We start from the raw sequence: 24603 nt of genomic DNA on the forward strand, positions 1-24603 counted from the left end.
TGCGGTAGTCAGCGTTCCGCGCTGCGGCCCGCCGTCCCCTCGCTCCGTACGGAGCGGGAGGCGGCGGGCTCTCGCGTTCTCGGGGCCGCCGCCTCCTCACGGGCCGGGGGCGCCCCGGGGACGCCTCCGGCCGTGCCCGCCCGTGCCCGGGCCACCGCCGCGTCCACGCCGAGCCCGCGGCCCTGGCGACGGAACGTCTCGTACGCCGGTTCGCCCAGGCGCTCCCGGGCCCGCCGCTCGCACAGCACATGGGCCGCGTTGAAGCACTGCGAGCCGAACAGCGGCAGCCCCACCGACGGCCAGATCCCCTCGGCCGCCCCCTGCAGCACGGCCGCCTCCGCCGGATCGCCGCCGTCCACCGCGACCAGGGCCATCAGCTCCAGCGCCAGCACCGTGCCCAGCAGGTCGTGGAAGGCGTGGTCGATCTCCAGGCACTCGCCGAGCAGCGCCCGCGCCCGCTCCAGATCCTTGGCGTGCCAGGCCGCGTACCCGAGCACATACAGCGCGTACGCCCTGGCCCAGCGCTCGCCGTGGTCCTCGCAGACCTCCACCGCCTGCTCGCACATCACCACGGCCTCCTCCAGATGACCGAGGAAGGCCACCGCCATCGCCAGCTCGATCCGCGCCATCACGACGTTGCTGTTCAGCTCGCCGATCTCCGCGTACTGCGCGAGCGCCGCCCGCAGCAGCTCCTCGGCCCCCGGCATGTCGTCCGAGACCAGCGCCAGACAGCCCAGGCGGTGCACCGCGTACGCGCGCGCCACCGGGTCGCCGGTGCGCTCGGCCTCCTCGCGGCACTCGTGCAGGGCCGCGACCGCCGCCGCCGTGTCGCCGCGCAGCACCGAGACGTAGCCGAACACCCACAGCGCCTTGAGCCGGGCGCCGTCCTGGCCGCCGTCCTCGGCCTCCAGGACCAGCGCCAGCCAGTGCGCGCCCTCGGCGAGCCGCCCGCAGCCCACCCAGCAGAACCAGAGCGTGGCCGCCAGATACCGCGCCAGACGGGTGTCCTGCCCGCACCCGAGCGAGTGCTCCATCGCCGCCCGCAGATTGGGCAGCTCGGCCTCCACCCGCACCGCGACCTCCGCCTGGCGCGGGCTGAACCAGTCCAGCTCGCACCAGGTGGCCAGCCCCAGGTACCAGTCGCGGTGGCGCCGGCGCAGCCGCTCGGCGTCCCCGGTCGCCGCCAGCCAGTCGGCGCCGTACTCCCGTACGGTGTCGAGCATCCGGTAGCGCACCCCCGCCGGGCCGTCCTCACGCACCACCAGCGAGTGGTCCAGGAGCTCCTGCAGCACGTCGAGCACGGACTCGGGCGGCAGGTCCGGGCCGACGCAGATGTACTCGACGGCCTCCAGGTCGAACTGCCCGGCGAACACCGAGAGCCGGGCCCACAGCAGCCGCTGGGCCGGGGTGCACAGCTCGTGGCTCCAGCCGATCGTGGTGCGCAGCGTCTGGTGGCGCGCGAGCACCCCGCGCCCGCCGCCGGTCAGCAGCCGGAACCGGTCGTCCAGGCGGCGCAGCACCTGCTCCACCGAGAGCGCGCCGAGCCGTCCCGCGGCCAGCTCCAGGGCCAGTGGGATCCCGTCGAGCCTGCGGCACAGCTCCAGGGCGGTCGCGGCCGACTCACCGGTGAGGGCGAAGCCCCCGCGGACCGCGGCGGCCCGGTCGGCGAAGAGGGCCACCGCGTCCTCGTCGTCCATCGGAGCCAGCGCCAGCAGCCGTTCGCCGGCCAGCCGCAGCGGCAGCCGCCCGGCGGCGAGCACCCGCAGCCCGGGGCAGTGGCGCAACAGCGCGCACACCAGCTCCGCGCAGGCTTCCACGACCTGCTCGAAGCCGTCCAGCACCAGGAGCAGGGTGCGGTCGGCGAGGTGGTCCAGGAGGGCGCGGCGCGGCGGGCGGCTGGTGTGGTCGGTGAGGCCGAGCGCCTCCGCCACCGCGTGGTCGAGCAGGTCCGGGTCGGTGACCGTGGACAGGTCCGCGACCCCGACGCCGTCGCAGTAGCGTTCCTGCACAGCCGCGGTGGAGGCGGCGTTCAGCGCCAGCCGCGTCTTGCCGACGCCGCCGACCCCGACCACGGTGGTCAGCCGCGCCTCGGCCAGCAGCCCGTGCAGCGCGGCCAGTTCACGTTCTCGCCCGACGAAGCGATTCAGCTCTGAGGGCACAGGGGAGCGCATGGGACACGCAGAGTACTCAAGGGCTAGCACTGCGTACAAGCGGGTGACGGGACTCCGCTCGCGCGGGCCCCGAATGCGGTAGGGGGCAAGACCCTCGGCGCGATAGGGTCGGGGGACAACTTTTTCTTGTCCGACGGTCGATGCGCAGGGAGCGGTGCGAAGTGTCCGGTGGAGAGGTGGCCGGGATCCTGGTGGCCGTCTTCTGGGCGATCCTGGTGTCCTTCCTCGCCGTAGTCCTCGTGAGGCTGGCCCAGACGCTGAAGGCGACGACCAAGCTGGTGGCCGAGGTGACCGAACAGGCCGTCCCGCTGCTCGCGGACGCCTCGACGGCGGTGCGCTCGGCACAGACCCAGCTCGACCGGGTCGACGCGATCGCCTCGGACGTCCAGGAGGTCACCTCCAACGCCTCGGCGCTCTCCACCACGGTCGCCTCGACCTTCGGCGGCCCGCTGGTGAAGGTCGCGGCCTTCGGGTACGGGGTGCGCCGGGCCATCGGACGGAAAACCGAGCCCGCCGAGCCGCCTCGTACGGTGATCGTCGGGCGGACTCTGCCGTCCGCGCGGCGGAGGAAGCGAAAGGGCTGAGGCTGCGATGTTCCGCCGTACGTTCTGGTTCACCGCGGGCGCCGCGGCCGGTGTGTGGGCCACCACCAAGGTCAACCGGAAGCTGAAGCAGCTGACCCCCGAGTCGCTGGCCGCGCGCACCGCCGACAAGGCGATCGAGGCGGGCCACCGGCTCAAGGACTTCGCGCTCGACGTGAAGGCGGGCATGGCGCAGCGCGAGTCCGAACTCAACGACGCGCTGGGCCTGAACGCGTCCAACGTGCGCGAACTCCCGGCGCAGCGCCGCCTCGCGGCCATCGACCAACCCAACCAGCAGAACCCGAAGATCTCCTACAAGAAGATCTCGTACAACCGGAATGAGGACCACTGATGGAGTCGGCTGAAATCCGCCGCCGCTGGCTGAGCTTCTTCGAGGAGCGCGGTCACACCGTCGTCCCTTCGGCGTCGCTCATCGCGGACGACCCGACTCTGCTCCTCGTCAACGCGGGCATGGTGCCGTTCAAGCCGTACTTCCTGGGTGAGACCAAGCCGCCCGCCCCGCGCGCCACCAGCGTGCAGAAGTGCGTGCGTACGCCGGACATCGAAGAGGTCGGCAAGACCACCCGGCACGGCACGTTCTTCCAGATGTGCGGCAACTTCTCCTTCGGCGACTACTTCAAGGAAGGCGCGATCCAGCTCGCCTGGGAGCTGCTGACCAGCCCCGTGGCCGACGGCGGCTTCGGCCTGGAGCCGGAGAAGCTCTGGATCACCGTCTACCTCGACGACGACGAGGCCGAGCGGATCTGGCGCGAGAAGGTCGGCGTCCCGGCCGAGCGCATCCAGCGCCTGGGCAAGAAGGACAACTTCTGGTCCATGGGCGTCCCCGGCCCCTGCGGCCCCTGCTCCGAGATCAACTACGACCGCGGCCCCGAGTTCGGCGTCGAGGGCGGCCCGGCCGTCAACGACGAGCGGTACGTGGAGATCTGGAACCTGGTCTTCATGCAGTACGAGCGGGGCGCCGGCGACGGCAAGGAGGACTTCCCGATCCTCGGTGACCTCCCGTCGAAGAACATCGACACCGGTCTCGGCCTCGAACGACTCGCCATGATCCTTCAGGGCGTGCGGAACATGTACGAGACCGACACCCTGCGCGTGGTCATGGACAAGGCCACCGAGCTCACCGGCGTCCGCTACGGCGACAAGCACGACACCGATGTCTCCATGCGGGTGGTGGCCGACCACATCCGTACGTCCGTGATGCTCATCGGCGACGGTGTGACTCCCGGCAACGAGGGCCGCGGCTATGTGCTGCGCCGCATCATGCGCCGCGCCATCCGCAACATGCGCCTGATGGGCGCCACCGGCCCGGTCGTCCAGGACCTCATCGACGTCGTGATCGACACCATGGGGCAGCAGTACCCGGAGCTGGTCACCGACCGCAAGCGCATCGAGACGGTCGCGCTCGCCGAGGAGGCCGCGTTCCTCAAGGCCCTCAAGGGCGGCACCAACATCCTGGACACCGCCGTCACCGAGACCAAGGCCGGCGGCGGCACGGTCCTCGCCGGTGAGAAGGCCTTCCTGCTCCACGACACCTGGGGCTTCCCGATCGACCTCACCCTGGAGATGGCCGCCGAGCAGGGCCTCTCCGTGGACGAGGACGGCTTCCGCCGTCTGATGAAGGAGCAGCGCGAGCGGGCCAAGGCCGACGCCAAGGCCAAGAAGACCGGCCACGCCGACCTGTCCGCCTACCGCGAGGTGGCCGACGTCTCCGGCGCGACCGACTTCACCGGTTACACGCACACCGAGAACGAGTCGCGGGTCGTCGGTCTGCTCGTCGACGGCGTGCCCTCGCCCGCCGCCTCCGAGGGCGACGAGGTCGAGGTCGTCCTCGACCGCACCCCCTTCTACGCCGAGGGCGGCGGCCAGCAGGCCGACCAGGGCCGCATCAAGCTCGACAGCGGCGCGGTCATCGAGGTCCGCGACGTGCAGAAGCCGGTCCCCGGCGTCCACGTCCACAAGGGTGTCGTCCAGGTCGGCGAGGTCACCCTCGGCGCCTCGGCCCACGCCGTCATCGACACCCGGCGCCGGCGCGCCATCGCCCGCGCCCACTCCGCCACCCACCTCACCCACCAGGCCCTGCGCGACGCGCTCGGCCCGACGGCCGCCCAGGCCGGTTCGGAGAACTCGCCGGGCCGCTTCCGCTTCGACTTCGGGTCGCCCGCCGCCGTTCCCGGCACGGTCCTCACCGATGTCGAGCAGAAGATCAACGAGGTGCTCGCCCGCGAACTGGACGTCCAGGCCGAGGTCATGTCGATCGACGAGGCCAAGAAGCAGGGCGCCATCGCCGAGTTCGGCGAGAAGTACGGCGAGCGCGTGCGCGTGGTCACCATCGGGGACTTCTCCAAGGAGCTCTGCGGCGGCACGCACGTCCACAACACCGCCCAGCTGGGCCTGGTGAAGCTGCTCGGCGAGTCGTCCATCGGCTCCGGCGTGCGCCGTATCGAGGCTCTGGTCGGCGTGGACGCGTACAACTTCCTCGCCCGTGAGCACACGGTCGTCGCCCAGCTCCAGGAGCTGGTCAAGGGACGCCCCGAGGAGCTGCCCGAGAAGATCTCCTCCATGCTCGGCAAGCTGAAGGACGCCGAGAAGGAGATCGAGAGGTTCCGCGCGGAGAAGGTGCTCCAGGCCGCCGCCGGGCTCGCCGAGGGCGCCAAGGACGTCCGGGGCGTCGCCCTGGTCACCGGCCGGGTGCCGGACGGCACCTCCGCCGACGACCTGCGCAAGCTCGTCCTCGACGTGCGCGGCCGGCTGGATCAGCGCTCGGGTGCCTCGGACCGCCCGGCCGTGGTGGCCCTGTTCAGCACGGCCAACGGCCGCCCGGTGACGGTGATCGCCACCAACGAGGCCGCCCGCGAGCGCGGTCTCAAGGCCGGTGAGCTGGTGCGTACCGCCGCCAAGACCCTCGGTGGCGGCGGTGGCGGCAAGCCCGACGTCGCCCAGGGCGGCGGCCAGAACCCGGACGCGATCGGCGACGCCGTCGACGCGGTCGAGCGCCAGGTCGGCGAGACCGTCTGATGCGACGCGGACGACGTCTCGCGATCGACGTCGGGGACGCCCGGATCGGGGTCGCCTCGTGCGACCCCGACGGGGTCCTCGCCACGCCGGTGGAGACCGTGCCGGGACGTGACGTCCCGGCCGCCCACCGGCGGTTGCGCCTGCTCGTCGAGGAGTACGAGCCCATCGAGGTCGTCATGGGGCTGCCTCGCTCCCTCAGCGGGGGCGAGGGGCCGGCGGCCGTCAAGGTGCGGAAGTTCGCCCAAGAACTGGCCAAGGGGATCGCTCCGGTCCCGGTCCGGCTGGTCGACGAGCGTATGACGACGGTCACGGCCACCCAGGGGCTGCGCGCCTCCGGGGTGAAGGCGAAGAAGGGCAGGTCGGTCATCGACCAGGCCGCCGCGGTGATCATTCTTCAGACCGCGCTTGAGGCCGAACGGGTGTCAGGACGCCCGCCCGGCGAGGGCGTCGAAGTGGTTATCTGATCGCGATACGGTAACGTTCCGCGCGATGCGGCGACATTCGAACAGCAGCCGCACGGCAAAAGAGGCGGACCGTCCGGATGCCTCGCGGCTCTAGGGGACCGATGACTGAGTATGGCCGGGGCGCAGGCTCCGAACCGTGGCATCCCGAGGATCCTCTCTACGGGGACCAGGGATGGGGCGCGCAGCAGACCGCGCCCGGTCAGGCTCCGCACGGCGATCAGCAGCACCCTCAGCAGCAGTACGCCCAGCAGCATCCCCAGCACCAGCAGCATCCGGAGCAGCAACAGCACCAGCAGCAGCAACAGCACCAGCAGCACCAGCAGCACTCTCAGCAGCAGTACGCGCAGCAGCCGCAGGAGCCCTACGGCCAGCAGCCGCACTACGGCGAACAGCCCCAGCAGGGCTACCCGCAGGAGCAGCAGTACGCCCAGCAGGCCCAGTACCACGCGGGCTGGGCCACCGGCCAGCAGGCCGCCATGCCCTACGCGGGCCAGCAGACCGAGGGCTACCCGGGCTACGGCACCGAGACCCAGGACTACTACGGCACGCCCGAGGCGTATCCGCCGCCGCAGCCCCCCGGGCAGCGGCGGACGGTGCCCGAGCAGGCACCCGAGTGGAACCCCGAGGAGCCGGAGTCCGAGGAGGAGAAGCACCCGTTCTTCGGCGGCGACGGTGACAGGCCCGACGCCGACGAGGACGAGGACGAGCCGCGCTCCCGGCGCGGCGGCGGCCGTGACCGCCGGGGCAAGAGCAAGAAGAAGGGCAAGAGCGGACGCGCCTGCCTGGTGCTCGTGGTGGTCTTCTCGCTCGGCGTGGGCGGCGCGGGCTACTTCGGCTACCAGTTCTGGCAGAAGAAGTTCGGCGCGGCCCCCGACTACGTGGGAGCCGGCTCCACCCCCATCCAGGTGGAGATCCCGCAGGGCGCCGGCGGCTACGAGATCGGCAGCATCCTGGCGAAGGCCGGGGTGGTCAAGAGCCAGGGCGCCTTCGTCTCCGCGCAGAACGAGAACCCCAAGGGCAAGACCCTCCAGGCCGGCGTCTACACCCTCAACAAGGGGATGTCGGCGGCCAACGCGGTCGCCGCCATGCTCAACCCGGCCAGCCGCAACAACCTCATCATTCCCGAGGGCAAACGCAACGCCTGGGTCTACGAGCAGATCGACAAGCGCCTCGAACTCAAGGCGGGCACGACCAAGGACATCGCCAAGAGTCAGGCGACGAAGCTCGGCCTGCCCGACTGGGCCAACGACAACAAGGACATCCAGGACCCGCTGGAGGGCTTCCTCTACCCGGCCAGCTACCCGGTCGCCAAGGGCACCAAGCCCGAGGAGGTGCTGCGCAAGATGGTCGCGCGCGCCAACACCGAGTACGGCAAGGTCGACCTGAAGGGCATGGCCACCAAGCTCGGCCTGAAGTCGCCGCTCCAGCTCATCACGGTCGCGAGCCTCGTCCAGGCGGAGGGCAAGTACAAGCACGACTTCGACAAGGTCGCGCGGGTCGTCTACAACCGCCTCAAGCCCAACAACACCGAGACCTACGGCCTGCTCGACTTCGACTCCACGGTCAACTACGCCAAGAGCCAGTCGACCCTGGACATCGGCGCGGTCAAGCACCTGCGGGACTTCAAGCACCCGTACAACACGTACTACATCCACGGCCTGCCGCCCGGTCCCATCGGCAACCCCGGTGAGTCCGCGCTGCACTCGGCGCTCAACCCGACGCCCGGCCCGTGGTACTACTTCGTCTCCGTCACCGAGAACAACACACTGTTCGCGGTCACCAACGAAGAGCACGAGCAGAACCGCAGGAAGTACGAAGAGGAGAAAGCCGGCCAGTGAGCGCTACGAGCCAGGAGAGCGGTGCGCGACGGGCGGCCGTACTGGGGTCGCCCATCGCCCACTCGCTCTCCCCGGTGCTGCACCGCGCCGCCTACCGGGAACTCGGCCTCACCGACTGGTCCTACGACCGCTTCGAAGTGGACGAGGCCGCGCTGCCCGGCTTCTTCGGCGGACTCGACCGGTCGTGGGCGGGGTTCTCGCTCACGATGCCGCTGAAGCGGGCGGTCATCCCGCTGCTCGACGGCATCAGCGACACCGCCTCCTCGGTGGAGGCGGTCAACACCGTCGTCCTCACCGCCGACGGGCGCCGCTACGGCGACAACACCGACATCCCCGGCATGCTGGCCGCCCTGCGCGAGCGCGGTGTGGAACGGGTCGGCTCGGCCGCGGTGCTCGGCGCGGGCGCCACCGCGTCCTCCGCGCTCGCCGCCCTGGCCCGTATCTGCACCGGAGAGGTCACCGCCTATGTGCGCAGCGCCGCCCGGGCGGCGGAGATGCGGGGCTGGGGCGAGCGGCTCGGGGTGGCCGTGCGCACCGCCGACTGGGCGGACGCGGCCGAGGCCTTCCGGGCCCCGCTGGTCGTCGCCACCACCCCGGCGGGCACCACCGACGCGCTCGCGGCGGCTGTGCCCGAGCGGCCCGGCACCCTCTTCGACGTCCTCTACGACCCCTGGCCGACCCCGCTGGCGGGCGCCTGGTCCGGGCGCGGGGGAGCGGTCGTGGGCGGCCTCGACCTCCTGGTGCATCAGGCGGTCCTCCAGGTGGAGCAGATGACCGGCGTGGCGAAGGCCCCGCTGGCGGTCATGCGCGAGGCCGGCGAGCGGGCCCTGGCCGCCCGCTGAGCCGTACCTCCCGGGGGCGCGGGGACCCGCGGGACGGGCCCCGGCGGCCCGCACCCGGCCGGGAACCCCGTCCGCCGACTGGACCGGTCCCGGCCCACCCTCGCGGACGTGGGAGGATCAGGGGTGGCGGGCCAGGGCCGCGCACCCGGCCGCGCTCGTAGGACCAGGACGCGCGAGCGACGAGGAGCACCGTTGAGCAGGTTGCGCTGGCTGACCGCGGGGGAGTCGCACGGCCCCGCACTGGTGGCGACGCTGGAGGGCCTTCCGGCAGGCGTCCCGATCACCACGGAGATGGTGGCGGACCACCTGGCCCGGCGGCGCCTGGGCTATGGACGCGGCGCGCGGATGAAGTTCGAGCGCGACGAGGTCACCTTCCTCGGCGGCGTCCGCCACGGCCTGTCGATGGGCTCGCCCGTCGCGATCATGGTCGGCAACACCGAGTGGCCCAAGTGGGAACAGGTCATGTCGGCCGACCCGGTGGACCCGCAGATCCTCGCGGACCTCGCCCGCAACGCGCCGCTGACGCGTCCCCGGCCGGGCCACGCGGACCTGGCGGGCATGCAGAAGTACGGCTTCGACGAGGCACGTCCGATCCTGGAGCGCGCCAGCGCCCGGGAGACGGCGGCCCGGGTCGCCCTGGGCGCGGTCGCCCGCTCCTACCTGAAGGAGACGGCCGGCATCGAGATCGTCTCGCACGTGGTCGAACTTGCATCCGCGAAGGCTCCGTACGGCGTCTACCCGACCCCGGCCGACGTCGAGAAGCTGGACGAGGACCCGGTGCGCTGCCTGGACGCGGACGCGTCGAAGGCGATGGTCGCGGAGATCGACCAGGCCCACAAGGACGGCGACACCCTCGGCGGTGTCGTCGAGGTCCTGGCGTACGGCGTGCCGGTGGGCCTCGGCTCGCACGTGCACTGGGACCGGCGTCTGGACGCCCGCCTCGCCGCCGCCCTGATGGGCATCCAGGCGATCAAGGGCGTCGAGGTCGGCGACGGCTTCGACCTGGCCCGCGTCCCCGGCTCCCAGGCGCACGACGAGATCGTGCGCACCGCCGACGGCGTCAGGCGCACCTCGGGCCGCGCGGGCGGTACGGAGGGCGGTCTGACCACCGGCGAGCTGCTGCGCGTCCGCGCCGCCATGAAGCCGATCGCGACCGTGCCCCGCGCCCTGGCCACCATCGACGTGGTGACGGGCGAGGCGGCCAAGGCGCACCACCAGCGCTCGGACGTGTGCGCCGTGCCCGCCGCCGGGATCGTGGCCGAGGCCATGGTCGCGCTCGTCCTCGCGGACGCGGTGGCGGAGAAGTTCGGCGGCGACTCGGTCCCCGAGACCCGCCGCAACGTCCGGTCCTACCTCGACAACCTCCAGATCCGGTGAGCACCGGTCCGCTGGTCGTCCTGGTCGGCCCGATGGGCTCGGGCAAGTCCACCGTGGGCGCGCTGCTCGCCGAGCGGCTCGGCGCGCCCTACCGGGACACCGACGCCGACATCGTGGCCGCCCAGGGCCGCCCGATCGCCGACATCTTCGTCGACGAGGGCGAGCCGTACTTCCGCGAACTGGAGCGGGAGGCGGTGCGCGCCGCGCTCACCGGGCACACCGGTGTGCTCGCCCTGGGCGGCGGCGCCGTCCTGGACGCGTCCACGCGCGCGCTGCTCGCCGGTCTGCCGGTCGTCTATCTGTCCATGGACGTCGAGGAGGCGGTGAAGCGGGTCGGCCTCAACACCGCCCGCCCGCTCCTGGCCGTCAACCCGCGCCGCCAGTGGCGCGAGCTGATGGAAGCCCGGCGCCATCTGTACACCGAAGTCGCCAGGGTCGTCGTCGAGACCGACGCCCGTACCCCCGAAGAGGTCGCGCAGGCGGTCCTCGACGCACTGGAGCTGAAATCCGCATGAGCGAGCAGGCACCCACCCGGATCCACGTCGGCGCCACCGCCGGGACGGACCCGTACGACGTGCTCGTCGGCCGCAACCTCCTCGCCGAACTGTCCGGCCTGATCGGCACCGGGGCCCGCAAGGTCGCCGTCATCCACCCGGAGGCGCTGGCAGGCACCGGCGACGCCCTCCGCGAGGACCTGGCCGCGCAGGGCTACGAGGCCATCGCCATCCAGGTGCCCAACGCCGAGGAGGCCAAGACCTACGAGGTCGCCGCCTACTGCTGGAAGGCGCTCGGCCAGTCCGGCTTCACCCGGACCGACGCCGTCGTCGGCGTCGGCGGCGGCGCCACCACCGACCTCGCCGGCTTCGTCGCCGCGACCTGGCTGCGCGGGGTGCGCTGGGTGTCGGTCCCGACCACCGTGCTCGGCATGGTCGACGCCGCCGTGGGCGGCAAGACCGGCATCAACACCGCCGAGGGCAAGAACCTGGTGGGCGCCTTCCACCCGCCCGTGGGCGTCCTGTGCGACCTCGCCGCGCTCGACTCGCTGCCGGTCCACGACTTCGTCTCCGGCATGGCCGAGGTCATCAAGGCCGGCTTCATCTCCGACCCGGTCATCCTCGACCTGATCGAGGCCGACCCGGCGGGCGCCCGCACCCCCGAGGGCCCCCACACGGCCGAGCTGATCGAGCGCGCGATCCGGGTGAAGGCCGAGGTCGTCTCCAGCGACCTCAAGGAGTCGGGGCTGCGCGAGATCCTCAACTACGGGCACACCCTCGCGCACGCCATCGAGAAGAACGAGCGCTACAAGTGGCGCCACGGCGCCGCCGTCTCCGTCGGCATGGTCTTCGCGGCCGAGCTGGGCCGGCTCGCCGGGCGCCTCGACGACGCCACCGCCGACCGGCACCGCTCGATCCTGGAGTCGGTGGGCCTGCCGCTCACCTACCGCGCCGACCAGTGGCCCAAGCTGGTCGAGAACATGAAGCTGGACAAGAAGTCGCGGGGCAACCTGCTGCGCTTCATCGTCCTGGACGGCCTCGCCAAGCCGACGGTCCTGGAGGGCCCGGACCCGGCGGTGCTGCTCGCCGCCTACGGCGAGGTGTCGTCGTGAGCCGCCGCGTCCTGGTCCTGAACGGCCCGAACCTGGGCCGGCTGGGCTCGCGCGAGCCGGACGTGTACGGGGCGACGACGTACGCCGGTCTCGTCGAGGTCTGCCGGAGCCTCGGCGAGGAGCTCGGGCTCGACGTGGAGGTCCGCGAGACCAACGACGAGGGTGACATGATCCGCTGGCTCCACGAGGCGGCCGACGGAAAGATTCCGGTCGTTCTCAACCCGGGCGCGTTCACCCACTATTCGTACGGAATGCGGGACGCCGCCGCCCAGCGCACCGCCCCGCTCATCGAGGTGCACATCTCGAACCCGTACACCCGCGAGGAGTTCCGTCACACCTCCGTGGTGGCGGCCGTGGCCAGCGGCACGGTCGCGGGCTTCGGCATCGGCTCCTACCGCCTGGCGCTGCGCGCCCTCGCCGACGAACTCACCGGCGAACTCGGCGGCTGACCGGGCACCTTCGCCGCACCCCGGCCGTTCACACTGCGGCGGCCGGGGAAGGTACGGTTCTGGACCGGACGCCCGACGGGCGTCGAACCAGCGCCAGTTGCCTTGTACGAGACGGAGTGGCACCGGATGCAGCACGAAGCGGGAGCGCCGCTTCCGCCGCCCCACGCCCCTGGGTGCGGCCCCGGGGCGGACTGGGCCTTCGCCGCCCACCAGTCCGCGGCGCCCCTCGGCGGGCCCGCGGCCCCGGGTGCCCACCCGCCCCTCGCTCCCGGCGCCCAGCCGCCCCCCGTCCCCGGCCCGCCGCTCCCGCCGGCGGCGCCGGCCCAGCCGGCCGCGGGGTGGCACGCCCCGCCGCCCCAGCAGGCCCCCGCGCCGTACCGGGACACCACCGGGCACGTGGCGCTGCCCCCGGGCGGACCCGTCCCGCTTCCGCAGGCCCCGGAGGGCACCGGCGTCACCACGCTGGCGGTGCTGCTGATCGGGCCGGCGGGCGCGGGCAAGACCACGGTCGCCCGCTACTGGGCCCAGCACCGCCGCGTCCCCACCGCCCACATCAGCCTCGACGACGTGCGCGAGTGGGTCTGCGCGGGCTTCGCCGACCCGCAGGCGGGCTGGAACGACCACTCCGAGGCGCAGTACCGCCTGGCCCGCCGCACCTGCGGCTTCGCCGCGCGGAACTTCCTGGCCAACGGCATCTCCTGCATCCTCGACGACGCGGTCTTCCCGGACCGCCCGGTCGTCGGCCTCGGCGGCTGGAAGCGCCATGTCGGCCCCGGCCTGCTGCCGGTGGTCCTGCTGCCCGGTCTCGACGTCGTCCTGGAGCGCAACGCCGAGCGCTCCGGCAACCGCCGCCTCTCGGACGAGGAGGTGGCGGGCATCCACGGCCGGATGGCGGGCTGGTACGGCTCGGGGCTGCCCATCATCGACAACTCCCAGTACGACGTCCCCACCACGGCCCGCCTCCTCGACGACATCCTGGCGAGAGCGATCGCCAGCCCGCCGAGCTGGTAGAGACGGCCGGACCGCCCCCGGTCGGACGCGCAGAAACGGCCGATCCCACGGGCCCCTCATACGCTCGTCGCATGTCAGAGGTGTATGGCCTCCGCCGAGGCTGGCTGCGCGACCGCTGCGCCGCCGCCGGCAGCGCGGCGGCACTGGTCTCGCGCCCCGCGAACGTCCGCTATCTCGCGGGCGGCGCCCCGCCCGGCGCCGTCCTGCTGCTCGGGCCCGCCGAGGACGTCCTGCTCTGCCCCCGTACGCCCACCGGCGACCTCGTGGAGGGGCGGCTCGACGAGCTGCTGCGGGTCACCGTGCTGCCCACGCCCTCGGGCGACCCGGCGGTGGCCGCGGCCGACCTCGCCCAGGCCAGCGGGGCCGACTCGCTCAGCGTCGAGGAGCACGACCTCACCGTGGCCCGGCACCGGGCGATCGGCTCGGTCGCGCCCCGGCTGCTGCTCAGCGACCTCGGGGGAGCGGTCGAGCAGAAGCGGCTCGTCAAGGACGAGGAGGAGATCGCGTGTCTGCGGATCGCGGCCGAGATCGCCGACCAGGCGCTCGGTGAGCTCCTGGAGTCGATCCTGGTCGGCCGCACCGAGCGCCACCTCGCCCTGGAGCTGGAGCGCCGGCTGGTCGACCACGGCGCGGACGGCCCCGCCTTCGCCACCTCCGTCGGTACCGGCCCCAACTCCGGCCGCGGCGGCCACCGGCCCTCGGACCGGCGGGTGGAGGAAGGCGATTTCCTCTCGGTCTGCCTGGGCGCCACGTACCGCGGCTACCGCTGCGAGATCGGCCGTACCTTCGTCATCGGGACGACTCCCGCGGACTGGCAGATCGAGCTCTACGACGTCGTCTTCGCCGCTCAGAGGGCCGGGCGGGAGGCGCTGGCGCCCGGCGCCGAGTACCGCGCGGTGGACCGCGCGGCGCGGCAGGTGCTGGACGCGGCGGGCCACGGCGAGGGCCTGGGAGCGTGCACCGGACACGGTGTCGGGCTCGAAATCAGTGAGGACCCGCAGCTCGCACCTGGAGCCATGGGTAAACTGGACGCTTGCGTGCCGGTCACCGTCGAACCGGGGGTCCACCTCCCGGGCCGGGGTGGTGTCCGAATCGATGACACGCTCGTCGTCCGCCCCGAAGCGGATGGCGGGCCAGAGCTACTCACCATCACGACCAAGGAACTGCTCGCGCTCTAGCCCCGCTGTGCCGCGCACCCTCGGTCCCACCAGCTTCAGTCCAGGAGATTCCGCAACCGTGGCTTCCACGAACGACCTCAAGAACGGCATGGTGCTCAAGCTCGACGGGGGCCAGCTCTGGTCCGTCGTCGAGTTCCAGCACGTCAAGCCCGGCAAGGGCCCGGCCTTCGTGCGCACCAAGCTCAAGCACGTGCTCTCCGGCAAGGTCGTCGACAAGACCTTCAACGCCGGCACGAAGGTCGAGACCGCCACCATCGACCGCCGTGACATGCAGTTCTCGTACATGGACGGCGAGTACTTCGTCTTCATGGACATGGACACCTACGACCAGCTGATGGTCGACCGCAAGTCCGTCGGCGACGCCGCCAACTTCCTGATCGAGGGCTTCACCGCCTCCGTGGCGCAGCACGAGGGCGAGGTGCTCTACGTGGAGCTGCCGGCCGCCGTCGAGCTCGTCATCCAGGAGACCGAGCCGGGTGTCCAGGGCGACCGCTCCACCGGTGGCACCAAGCCCGCCACCCTGGAGACCGGTTACCAGATCCAGGTCCCGCTCTTCATCACCACCGGTGAGAAGGTCAAGGTCGACACCCGCACCAGCGACTACCTCGGCCGGGTGAACAGCTAACCGTGGCTGCCCGGAACAAGGCGCGCAAGCGCGCCTTCCAGATCCTCTTCGAGGCCGACCAGCGCGGTGAGTCCGTGCAGACGGTCCTCGCGGACTGGGTGCGCCACTCGCGGTCGGACGACCGCCAGCCGCCGGTCAACGAGTACACGATGGAGCTCGTCGAGGGGTACGCGCAGTACGTCGAGCGTATCGACGACCTCATCGCCACGTACTCCGTCGACTGGCCGCTCGACCGGATGCCGGTCGTCGACCGGAACATCCTCCGGCTCGGGACGTACGAGCTGGTCTGGGAGGACGGGACGCCGGACGCCGTCGTCATCGACGAGGCGGTGCAGCTGGCGAAGGAGTTCTCCACGGACGACTCCCCGGCCTTCGTCAACGGGCTGCTGGCCCGTTTCAAGGAACTCAAGCCGAGTCTTCGCCGGGACGCCTAGCCCCGGCAGGACCCGGTACACGAAGGGGCCCGCTGTACGCGAGTACAGCGGGCCCCTTCGGCATGCCCGGCGACTGGCACACGGACGGACGGGCGGCCGGGCGGCCGGACAGACCGACCGGCAGACAGTCGGGCGGCCGACCGGCCGGAGACCGCCGCGCAGCCGGACGCCGCCGGGCCGGCCGGGACCTCGAAGGCCCGGCCGGCCCGGCGGCGGCACGTTTCTGCTGAGGCGTCGCAGGCCTCGCAGGCGTCAGTTGTCCTCGTGGGCGACCGCGCGGCGCGCGTCCGCGTCCAGCACGCCCCAGCTGATCAGCTGCTCGGTGAGGACCGAGGGCGACTGGTCGTAGATCACGGCGAGGGTGCGCAGGTCGTCCTGACGGATCGACAGCACCTTGCCGTTGTAGTCGCCGCGCTGCGACTGGATCGTCGCCGCGTACCTCTGCAGGGGGCCCGCCTTCTCCGGCGGGACGTGCGCGAGGCGCTCAAGGTCGAGCACGAGCTTCGGCGGCGGCTCGGCGGCCCCGCCGGGCGTGGTGCCGGGCAGCAGCTCCTGCACCGGGACCCCGTAGAAGTCCGCGAGCTCGGCAAGGCGCTGTACGGTCACGGCGCGGTCGCCGCGCTCGTACGACCCGACCACGACGGCCTTCCAGCGGCCCTGGGACTTCTCCTCCACACCATGGAGGGACAGGCCCTGCTGGGTGCGGATGGCGCGGAGCTTGGCCCCGAGCTGTTTTGCGTATTCGCTGGACATATAGCTCCCCGGACGCTGTGACAACGTGCGGCTCCGCCGCGTGGCTGGTAACTCACTGTGAGGTTACGCAGCGTTACTTGCCTGCGTCAAGCCGAATGGTCCATACCCCCACCCCAGACGGGTGACAGCCCCGTGTGTGGGCGGCCTGTGGCCCTGGTACCGTGGACGGAGTAATTCCGACGTCCTTTAAGGTCCGTCCCGTGAGGCGGAGAAGGAGGTCCGTTTCGTATGGACACGCATGACTCCGATGCGGCACGCCCGGTTCTCGAGGGCCCCGACATCGCGCGGGTACTGACCCGTATCGCCCACGAGATCGTCGAACGCGCCAAGGGCGCCGACGACGTGGTCCTCCTCGGCATCCCCACCCGTGGCGTCTTCCTCGCCCGCAGGCTCGCCGACAAGCTCGAAGAGATCACCGCCGGGAAGATCCCGGTCGGCTCCCTCGACATCACCATGTACCGCGACGACCTGCGGATGCACCCGCCGCGCGCCCTGGCCCGCACCGAGATCCCCGGGGACGGCCTCGACGGAAAGCTCGTCGTCCTCGTCGACGACGTGCTCTTCTCCGGCCGCACCATCCGCGCCGCGCTCGACGCGCTCAACGACATCGGCCGCCCGCGCGCCGTGCAGCTCGCGGTCCTCGTCGACCGCGGCCACCGCGAACTCCCGATCCGCGCCGACTACGTCGGCAAGAACCTCCCGACGTCGCTGCGGGAGACGGTCAAGGTCCTGCTCGCCGAGGAGGACGGCCGCGACGCCGTGCTGCTCGGTGCCAAGCGGACCGCCCCGGCCGGCGAGCAGTAGTCCACCTCCGCACGGAGTTCGGGTCGTACCGGCCCGTGCGGTACTTCCGCGCGCCCGCACGCCCTGACCTCCACCCTCCTGGAGAAGAAACCAGATGAAGCGTCACCTCATCTCGGCCGCCGACCTCACCCGCGACGACGCCGTGCTCATCCTCGACACCGCCGAAGAGATGGCCCGGGTCGCCGACCGGCCGATCAAGAAGCTGCCCACCCTGCGCGGCCGCACCGTCGTCAACCTCTTCTTCGAGGACTCGACGCGCACCCGGATCTCCTTCGAGGCCGCCGAGAAGCGCCTGTCCGCGGACGTCATCAACTTCACCGCCAAGGGCTCCTCGGTCTCCAAGGGCGAGTCGCTGAAGGACACCGCGCAGACCCTGGAGGCCATGGGCGTCGACGCCGTCGTCATCCGGCACGGCGCCTCCGGCGCCCCCTACCGGCTCGCCACCTCCGACTGGATCGACGCGACCGTCATCAACGCCGGCGACGGCACCCACCAGCACCCCACCCAGGCCCTCCTGGACGCCTTCACCATGCGCCGCCGGCTGGTCGGCCGGGACGCGGGCCTCGGCCAGGACCTGGCCGGCAAGCGCATCACCCTCGTCGGCGACGTGCTGCACAGCCGGGTGGCCCGCTCCAACGTCGACCTGCTCCACACCCTGGGCGCCGACGTCACCCTGGTGGCCCCGCCCACCCTGCTGCCGGTGGGCGTGGACCACTGGACCTGCGACGTCTCGTACGACCTCGACAGCGTGCTGCCGAAGTCCGACGCGGTGATGATGCTGCGTGTGCAGCGAGAGCGGATGAACGCCGCCTTCTTCCCGACCGAGCGCGAGTACTCGCGGCGGTACGGCCTGGACGGCGAGCGGATGGCGAGGATGCCCGAGCACGGCATCGTGATGCACCCCGGCCCGATGGTCCGCGGCATGGAGATCACCGCCGAGGTCGCCGACTCCGACCGCTGCACCGTCGTCGAGCAGGTCGCCAACGGCGTCCACACCCGGATGGCCGTCCTGTACCTGCTCCTGGGCGGCAACGAGCCCGCCGTCAGCCACGCCCGCCCCGTCGATTCGGAGACCAAGTAATCATGAGCAAGATCCTCATCCGTGGTGCGAAGGTGCTGGGCGGCGAGGTCCAGGACGTCCTGATCGACGGCGAGACCATCGCCGCCGTCGGCGCCGGCCTCGACGCCGAGGGCGCCACCGTCGTCGACGCCGAGGGCCAGATCCTGCTCCCCGGTCTCGTCGACCTCCACACCCATCTGCGCGAGCCGGGCCGCGAGGACTCCGAGACGGTCCTCACCGGCACCCGGGCCGCCGCCCGCGGCGGCTACACCTCGGTCTTCGCCATGGCCAACACCTTCCCCGTCGCGGACACCGCGGGCGTCGTCGAGCAGGTCTGGCGGCTGGGCCGCGAGCACGGCTACTGCGACGTCCAGCCCATCGGCGCCGTCACCGTGGGCCTGGAGGGCAAGCAGCTCGCCGAGCTCGGCGCCATGCACGACTCGGCCGCCGGGGTCACCGTCTTCTCCGACGACGGCAAGTGCGTCGACGACGCCGTGATCATGCGCCGCGCCCTGGAGTACGTGAAGGCCTTCGGCGGCGTCGTCGCCCAGCACGCCCAGGAGCCGCGCCTCACCGAGGGCGCCCAGATGAACGAGGGCGTCGTCTCCGCCGAGCTGGGCCTGGGCGGCTGGCCCGCGGTCGCCGAGGAGTCGATCATCGCGCGCGATGTGCTCCTCGCCGAGCACGTCGGCTCCCGGGTGCACATCTGCCACCTCTCCACGGCAGGATCGGTAGAGATCGTCCGCTGGGCCAAGTCGCGCGGCATCGACGTCACCGCCGAGGTCACCCCGCACCACCTGCTCCTCACCGACGAGCTGGTCCGCTCGTACAACCCGGTCTACAAGGTGAACCCGCCGCTGCGCACCGAGGCCGACGTCCTGGCACTGCGCGAGGCACTGGCGGACGGCACGATCGACATCGTCGCCACCGACCACGCCCCGCACCCGCACGAGGACAAGGACTGCGAGTGGGCCGCGGCGGCCATGGGCATGGTGGGCCTGGAGACCGCGCTCTCGGTCGTCCAGCACACCATGGTCGACTCCGGCCTGATGAACTGGGCGGACGTCGCCGAGCGCATGTCGTTCAAGCCCGCCCGCATCGGCGGCGCCGAGGACCACGGCCGTCCCGTCTCGGCAGGCGAGCCCGCCAACCTCACGCTGGTGGATCCGGCATACCGTGGCCCGGTGAACCCCGCGGGCTTCGCCTCCCGCAGCCGCAACACCCCCTACGAGGGCCGTGAGCTGCCGGGTCGCGTCACCCACACCTTCCTGCGGGGCAGGGCGACGGTCGTGGACGGGAAGCTGGCATGACACCTGCACTCTTCAATCTCGGCGGGGCGGCACTGGCCGCGGAGCAGAAGTCGGCCGAGGTGACGCACTGGGGGGCCCGGATCGCCTGGGTCGTCGGCGTGCTGATCTTCATCGGCTTCGTCTATTGGCTGATGCGCCAGGGCTGGAAGTGGCGCGGCACCCTCCAGTCGGACCTGCCCGAGCTGCCCGCCGTGCCCAAGGCGACCGGCCCGGCCACACTGAGCATGACCGGCCGCTACCACGGCTCCACCACGGCCGGGCAGTGGCTCGACCGGATCGTCGCGCACGGTCTGGGTGTACGCAGCAAGGCCGAGCTCACCCTGACGGCCGAGGGAGTGAACGTCGTACGCCCCGGGGCGAACGACTTCTTCATCCCGGCCGCCGCACTGCGCGAGGCCCGGTCCGAGAAGGCTATCGCCGGAAAGGTGCTCCCGGAGGGCGGCCTGATGGTCGTCACCTGGGCCCACGGCGACAAGGTGATCGACTCCGGCTTCCGCTCCGACCGGGCGGCCGAGCACGCCGCCTGGATCGAGGCCATCAACTCCATGAACCACCCCACCACCACGACGGAAGGCGCCGCACGATGACGACCTCCACCAGAGGAGCCCAGGCTCCCGCAGTACTCGTCCTGGAGGACGGCCGTACCTTCCACGGCCGTGCCTACGGGGCCGTGGGGGCGACCTTCGGCGAGGCCGTGTTCTCCACCGGCATGACCGGCTACCAGGAGACCCTCACCGACCCGTCGTACCACCGCCAGGTCGTCGTGATGACCGCGCCGCACATCGGCAACACCGGCGTCAACGACGAGGACCCCGAGTCCCGGCGCATCTGGGTCGCCGGCTACGTCGTGCGCGACCCCGCCCGCGTCTCCTCCAACTGGCGCGCCAAGCGCTCCCTCGACGAGGAGCTGCGCGAGCAGGGCGTCGTCGGCATCTCGGGCATCGACACCCGCGCGCTCACCCGCCATCTGCGCGAGCGCGGCGCGATGCGCGTCGGCATCTTCTCCGGCAACGCGCTGCCCGACGAGGGCACCATGCTCGCCGAGGTCCGCCAGGCCCCCGAGATGTCGGGCGCGGACCTCGCCGCCGAGGTCGCCACCAAGGAGACGTACGTCGTCCCCGCGATCGGCGAGAAGCGCTTCACCGTGGCCGCCGTGGACCTCGGCATCAAGGGCATGACCCCGCACCGGATGGCCGAGCGCGGCATCGAGGTGCACGTGCTGCCCGCGACCGCCACGGCCGAGGACGTCTACGCCGTCAACCCGGACGGCGTGTTCTTCTCCAACGGCCCCGGCGACCCGTCCACCGCCGACGGCCCGGTGGCCGTGATGCGTGCCGTCCTGGAGCGGAAGACCCCGCTCTTCGGTATCTGCTTCGGCAACCAGATCCTGGGCCGCGCGCTCGGCTTCGGCACGTACAAGCTGAAGTACGGCCACCGCGGCATCAACCAGCCCGTGCAGGACCGTACGACCGGCAAGGTCGAGGTCACCGCGCACAACCACGGATTCGCCGTCGACGCCCCGCTCGACAAGGTCTCCGACACCCCCTTCGGCCGCGCCGAGGTCTCCCACGTCTGTCTGAACGACAACGTGGTGGAGGGCCTCCAGCTGCTCGACCAGCCGGCCTTCAGCGTCCAGTACCACCCCGAAGCAGCCGCGGGTCCGCACGACGCCGCGTACCTGTTCGACCGCTTCGTTCAGCTCATGGAGGGCCAGCGTGCCTAAGCGCACCGATATCCAGTCCGTCCTGGTCATCGGCTCGGGTCCGATCGTGATCGGTCAGGCCGCGGAGTTCGACTACTCCGGCACCCAGGCCTGCCGCGTCCTGAAGGCCGAGGGCCTGCGGGTCATCCTGGTCAACTCGAACCCGGCGACGATCATGACCGACCCGGAGATCGCCGACGCGACGTATGTCGAGCCGATCACTCCGGAGTTCGTGGAGAAGATCATTGCGAAGGAGCGCCCGGATGCGCTGCTGCCCACCCTGGGTGGTCAGACCGCGCTGAACACGGCGATCTCCATGCATGAGCAGGGGGTGCTGGAGAAGTACGGTGTCGAGCTGATCGGCGCGAATGTCGAGGCGATCAACAAGGGTGAGGACCGCGACCTGTTCAAGGGCGTCGTCGAGGCCGTCAAGGCCAAGATCGGCTACGGCGAGTCCGCCCGTTCGGTGATCTGCCACTCCATGGACGACGTCCTCAAGGGCGTCGACACCCTGGGCGGCTACCCCGTCGTGGTCCGCCCCTCCTTCACCATGGGCGGCGCCGGTTCCGGTTTCGCGCATGACGAGGAGGAGCTGCGCCGTATCGCCGGTCAGGGCCTGACGCTCTCGCCGACCACCGAGGTGCTCCTGGAGGAGTCCATCCTCGGCTGGAAGGAGTACGAGCTGGAGCTGATGCGCGACAAGAACGACAATGTCGTGGTCGTCTGCTCGATTGAGAACTTCGACCCGATGGGCGTGCACACCGGTGACTCGATCACGGTGGCCCCGGCGATGACGCTCACCGACCGCGAGTACCAGCGGCTGCGCGATATCGGTATCGCGATCATCCGTGAGGTGGGTGTGGACACCGGCGGGTGCAACATCCAATTCGCGATCGACCCGGCGGACGGGCGTGTCATCGTCATCGAGATGAACCCGAGGGTCTCGCGTTCCTCGGCGCTGGCGTCGAAGGCGACGGGTTTCCCGATCGCGAAGATCGCGGCGAAGCTGGCCGTGGGCTACACCCTGGACGAGATCCCCAACGACATCACCGAGAAGACCCCGGCGTCGTTCGAGCCGACGCTGGACTATGTGGTGGTGAAGGCCCCGCGGTTCGCGTTCGAGAAGTTCCCCTCGGCGGACTCGACGCTGACGACCACCATGAAGTCGGTGGGTGAGGCGATGGCGATCGGCCGGAACTTCACCGAGGCGCTGCAGAAGGCGCTGCGTTCGCTGGAGAAGAAGGGCAGCCAGTTCACCTTCACCGGCGAGCCGGGCGACAAGGCCGAGCTGCTGCGGGAGGCGGTGCGCCCCACCGACGGGCGGATCAACACGGTCATGCAGGCCATCCGCGCCGGCGCCACCCCTGAGGAGGTGTTCGAGGCGACCCGGATCGATCCGTGGTTCGTGGACCAGCTCTTCCTCATCAAGGAGATCGCGGACGAGCTGGCCGCCGCGGACAAGCTGGAGCCGGCTCTGCTGGCCGAGGCCAAGCGGCACGGCTTCTCCGACGCCCAGATCGCCGGGATCCGGGGCCTGCGCGAGGACGTGGTGCGCGAGGTCCGCCACGCCCTCGGGGTGCGCCCGGTCTACAAGACGGTCGACACCTGCGCGGCCGAGTTCGCGGCGAAGACCCCGTACTTCTACTCCTCCTACGACGAGGAGTGCGAGGTCGCGCCGCGTGAGAAGCCCGCGGTGATCATTCTGGGCTCGGGTCCGAACCGTATCGGCCAGGGCATCGAGTTCGACTACTCCTGCGTGCATGCCTCCTTCGCGCTGAGCGAGGCGGGCTTTGAGACGGTGATGGTCAACTGCAACCCGGAGACCGTCTCCACCGACTACGACACCTCCGACCGGCTGTACTTCGAGCCGCTCACCCTGGAAGACGTGCTGGAGATCGTCCACGCCGAGACCCTTGCCGGTCCGGTGGCGGGTGTGATCGTCCAGCTCGGCGGCCAGACCCCGCTGGGCCTGGCGCAGGCGCTCAAGGACAACGGCGTGCCGGTCGTCGGCACCCCGCCGGAGGCCATCCACGCCGCCGAGGACCGGGGTGCGTTCGGGCAGGTCCTGGCGGAGGCGGGGCTGCCGGCGCCGAAGCACGGCACGGCGACGACGTTCGCGGGGGCGAAGGCCATTGCGGACGAGATCGGCTACCCGGTCCTGGTCCGCCCCTCCTACGTGCTGGGCGGGCGCGGCATGGAGATCGTCTACGACGAGACGCGCCTGGAGTCCTACATCGCGGAGTCCACCGAGATCTCCCCGACCCGCCCCGTGCTGGTCGACCGCTTCCTCGACGACGCCATCGAGATCGACGTCGATGCCCTCTACGACGGCACCGAGCTCTACCTCGGCGGCGTCATGGAGCACATCGAGGAAGCCGGCATCCACTCCGGCGACTCCGCGTGCGCGCTGCCCCCGATCACGCTCGGCGGCTTCGACATCAAGCGCCTGCGCGCTTCGACGGAGGCCATCGCCAAGGGCGTCGGCGTGCGCGGCCTGATCAACATCCAGTTCGCGATGGCCGGGGACATCCTCTACGTCCTGGAAGCCAACCCGCGCGCCTCGCGCACCGTCCCCTTCACCTCCAAGGCGACCGCGGTGCCGCTGGCGAAGGCCGCCGCCCGTATCTCGCTGGGCGCCACCATCGCCGAGCTGCGCGAGGAGGGCCTGCTGCCGAGGAACGGGGACGGCGGCACGCTGCCGCTGGACGCGCCGATCTCGGTGAAGGAGGCCGTGATGCCGTGGAGCCGCTTCCGCGACGTCCACGGGCGCGGCGTCGACACCGTGCTCGGCCCGGAGATGCGCTCCACGGGTGAGGTCATGGGCATCGACTCCGTCTTCGGCACCGCTTATGCCAAGTCGCAGGCCGGGGCGTATGGTCCGCTGCCGACGAAGGGGCGGGCGTTCATCTCGGTCGCCAACCGCGACAAGCGCACGATGATCTTCCCGGCCCGTGAGCTCGTCGCCCACGGCTTCGAACTCCTCGCCACCTCCGGCACCGCCGAGGTCCTGCGCCGCAACGGCATCAACGCCACCGTCGTGCGCAAGCTCAGCGAGGGCGAAGGCCCCAACGGGGAGAAGACGATCGTCCAGCTGATCCACGACGGTCAGGTCGACCTCATCGTCAACACGCCCTACGGCACCGGCGGGCGTCTCGACGGCTACGAGATCCGTACCGCCGCCGTCGCCCGCAGCGTCCCCTGCCTGACCACCGTCCAGGCCCTCGCCGCCGCCGTCCAGGGCATCGACGCCCTCAACCACGGCGACGTGGGAGTGCGCTCGCTCCAGGAACACGCGGAGCACCTGACCGCGGCCCGCGACTAGCAACCGCCCGAGGGGGACACCGGAATCCGGTGTCCCCCTC

Annotated in this window: 22 protein-coding genes; 20 read left to right on the forward strand and 2 right to left on the reverse strand. The window is 71.4% G+C overall.

The features are described 5' to 3' along the window. Positions 1-8 precede the first annotated feature (8 nt). A complete protein-coding gene (locus ACZ5ID_RS24600) occupies positions 9-2171 on the reverse strand; it encodes an ATP-binding protein (protein WP_468901771.1) in 2163 nt (720 codons plus the stop codon). Positions 2172-2332: 161 nt separating this feature from the next. Between ACZ5ID_RS24600 and ACZ5ID_RS24605 the strand changes: the two genes are divergently transcribed. From ACZ5ID_RS24605 to nusB, 14 genes are all read left to right on the forward strand, one after another. Then, positions 2333-2755, forward strand: a complete 423-nt coding sequence (locus ACZ5ID_RS24605) for a DUF948 domain-containing protein (RefSeq protein WP_406552000.1) — start codon at positions 2333-2335, stop codon at positions 2753-2755. 7 nt (positions 2756-2762) lie between these two features. After that, positions 2763-3104: a DUF6167 family protein gene (locus tag ACZ5ID_RS24610; RefSeq protein ID WP_358831894.1), complete on the forward strand. Its 342-nt coding sequence runs from the start codon at positions 2763-2765 to the stop codon at positions 3102-3104. Next, positions 3104-5788, forward strand: coding sequence for an alanine--tRNA ligase (alaS, locus tag ACZ5ID_RS24615; protein WP_468901776.1), 2685 nt, complete (start codon positions 3104-3106; stop codon positions 5786-5788). Before ACZ5ID_RS24610 ends, alaS begins: the two co-directional genes overlap by 1 nt. Continuing rightward, positions 5788-6252 carry a Holliday junction resolvase RuvX gene (ruvX, locus tag ACZ5ID_RS24620; protein ID WP_468901778.1) on the forward strand — a complete coding sequence of 155 codons (465 nt, stop codon included), beginning with the start codon at positions 5788-5790 and terminating at the stop codon, positions 6250-6252. The genes alaS and ruvX overlap by 1 nt, the downstream gene beginning before the upstream one ends. Positions 6253-6353: 101 nt before the next feature. Further along, complete coding sequence (gene mltG / locus ACZ5ID_RS24625) at positions 6354-8090, forward strand: endolytic transglycosylase MltG (RefSeq protein ID WP_468901782.1); 1737 nt, start codon at positions 6354-6356, stop codon at positions 8088-8090. Then, positions 8087-8932: a shikimate dehydrogenase gene (locus ACZ5ID_RS24630; RefSeq protein ID WP_468901785.1), complete on the forward strand. Its 846-nt coding sequence runs from the start codon at positions 8087-8089 to the stop codon at positions 8930-8932. Before mltG ends, ACZ5ID_RS24630 begins: the two co-directional genes overlap by 4 nt. Positions 8933-9124: 192 nt before the next feature. Further along, complete coding sequence (gene aroC, locus ACZ5ID_RS24635; protein ID WP_468901787.1) at positions 9125-10309, forward strand: chorismate synthase; 1185 nt, start codon at positions 9125-9127, stop codon at positions 10307-10309. Continuing rightward, positions 10306-10824, forward strand: a complete 519-nt coding sequence (locus tag ACZ5ID_RS24640) for a shikimate kinase (protein ID WP_468901790.1) — start codon at positions 10306-10308, stop codon at positions 10822-10824. The genes aroC and ACZ5ID_RS24640 overlap by 4 nt, the downstream gene beginning before the upstream one ends. Continuing rightward, entirely contained in the window at positions 10821-11915 is a 1095-nt protein-coding gene (gene aroB / locus ACZ5ID_RS24645; RefSeq protein ID WP_468901793.1) for a 3-dehydroquinate synthase, read from the forward strand. Before ACZ5ID_RS24640 ends, aroB begins: the two co-directional genes overlap by 4 nt. Then, positions 11912-12364 carry a type II 3-dehydroquinate dehydratase gene (gene aroQ, locus ACZ5ID_RS24650; protein WP_468901796.1) on the forward strand — a complete coding sequence of 151 codons (453 nt, stop codon included), beginning with the start codon at positions 11912-11914 and terminating at the stop codon, positions 12362-12364. The genes aroB and aroQ overlap by 4 nt, the downstream gene beginning before the upstream one ends. A gap of 126 nt (positions 12365-12490) precedes the next feature. Continuing rightward, complete coding sequence (locus ACZ5ID_RS24655) at positions 12491-13375, forward strand: Pro-rich N-terminal domain-containing protein (protein WP_468901799.1); 885 nt, start codon at positions 12491-12493, stop codon at positions 13373-13375. A gap of 71 nt (positions 13376-13446) precedes the next feature. After that, positions 13447-14553, forward strand: coding sequence for a M24 family metallopeptidase (locus tag ACZ5ID_RS24660; RefSeq protein WP_468901802.1), 1107 nt, complete (start codon positions 13447-13449; stop codon positions 14551-14553). Between the two features lie 58 nt (positions 14554-14611). Continuing rightward, positions 14612-15178 carry an elongation factor P gene (gene efp, locus ACZ5ID_RS24665; RefSeq protein WP_329397139.1) on the forward strand — a complete coding sequence of 189 codons (567 nt, stop codon included), beginning with the start codon at positions 14612-14614 and terminating at the stop codon, positions 15176-15178. A 2-nt stretch (positions 15179-15180) separates the two neighbouring features. Further along, complete coding sequence (nusB, locus tag ACZ5ID_RS24670; protein WP_468901807.1) at positions 15181-15612, forward strand: transcription antitermination factor NusB; 432 nt, start codon at positions 15181-15183, stop codon at positions 15610-15612. 252 nt (positions 15613-15864) lie between these two features. Here the strand turns inward: nusB and bldD are convergent, their stop codons facing one another. After that, the gene (gene bldD, locus ACZ5ID_RS24675) at positions 15865-16365 is read right to left on the reverse strand and encodes a transcriptional regulator BldD (RefSeq protein WP_067155757.1); all 501 of its coding nucleotides are present in this window, start codon (positions 16363-16365) and stop codon (positions 15865-15867) included. Between the two features lie 228 nt (positions 16366-16593). Between bldD and pyrR the strand changes: the two genes are divergently transcribed. The 6 genes from pyrR to carB all read left to right on the forward strand — a co-directional run bounded on the left by pyrR (position 16594) and on the right by carB (position 24563). Beyond that, complete coding sequence (gene pyrR / locus ACZ5ID_RS24680; protein WP_358834420.1) at positions 16594-17169, forward strand: bifunctional pyr operon transcriptional regulator/uracil phosphoribosyltransferase PyrR; 576 nt, start codon at positions 16594-16596, stop codon at positions 17167-17169. A gap of 94 nt (positions 17170-17263) precedes the next feature. Further along, positions 17264-18250, forward strand: coding sequence for an aspartate carbamoyltransferase catalytic subunit (locus ACZ5ID_RS24685; RefSeq protein ID WP_468901811.1), 987 nt, complete (start codon positions 17264-17266; stop codon positions 18248-18250). Positions 18251-18252: 2 nt separating this feature from the next. After that, positions 18253-19539 carry a dihydroorotase gene (locus ACZ5ID_RS24690; protein ID WP_468901814.1) on the forward strand — a complete coding sequence of 429 codons (1287 nt, stop codon included), beginning with the start codon at positions 18253-18255 and terminating at the stop codon, positions 19537-19539. Further along, positions 19536-20126 (forward strand): PH-like domain-containing protein, encoded by a 591-nt coding sequence (locus ACZ5ID_RS24695; RefSeq protein ID WP_468901817.1) that lies wholly within the window; start codon positions 19536-19538, stop codon positions 20124-20126. The genes ACZ5ID_RS24690 and ACZ5ID_RS24695 overlap by 4 nt, the downstream gene beginning before the upstream one ends. Next, on the forward strand, positions 20123-21262 hold the full coding sequence (gene carA, locus ACZ5ID_RS24700; protein ID WP_468901820.1) for a glutamine-hydrolyzing carbamoyl-phosphate synthase small subunit: 1140 nt from the start codon (positions 20123-20125) through the stop codon (positions 21260-21262). Before ACZ5ID_RS24695 ends, carA begins: the two co-directional genes overlap by 4 nt. Continuing rightward, the gene (gene carB, locus ACZ5ID_RS24705) at positions 21255-24563 is read left to right on the forward strand and encodes a carbamoyl-phosphate synthase large subunit (protein WP_468901823.1); all 3309 of its coding nucleotides are present in this window, start codon (positions 21255-21257) and stop codon (positions 24561-24563) included. Before carA ends, carB begins: the two co-directional genes overlap by 8 nt. Positions 24564-24603: the final 40 nt, after the last annotated feature.

This window comes from Streptomyces sp. NPDC031670 (assembly GCF_055580545.1).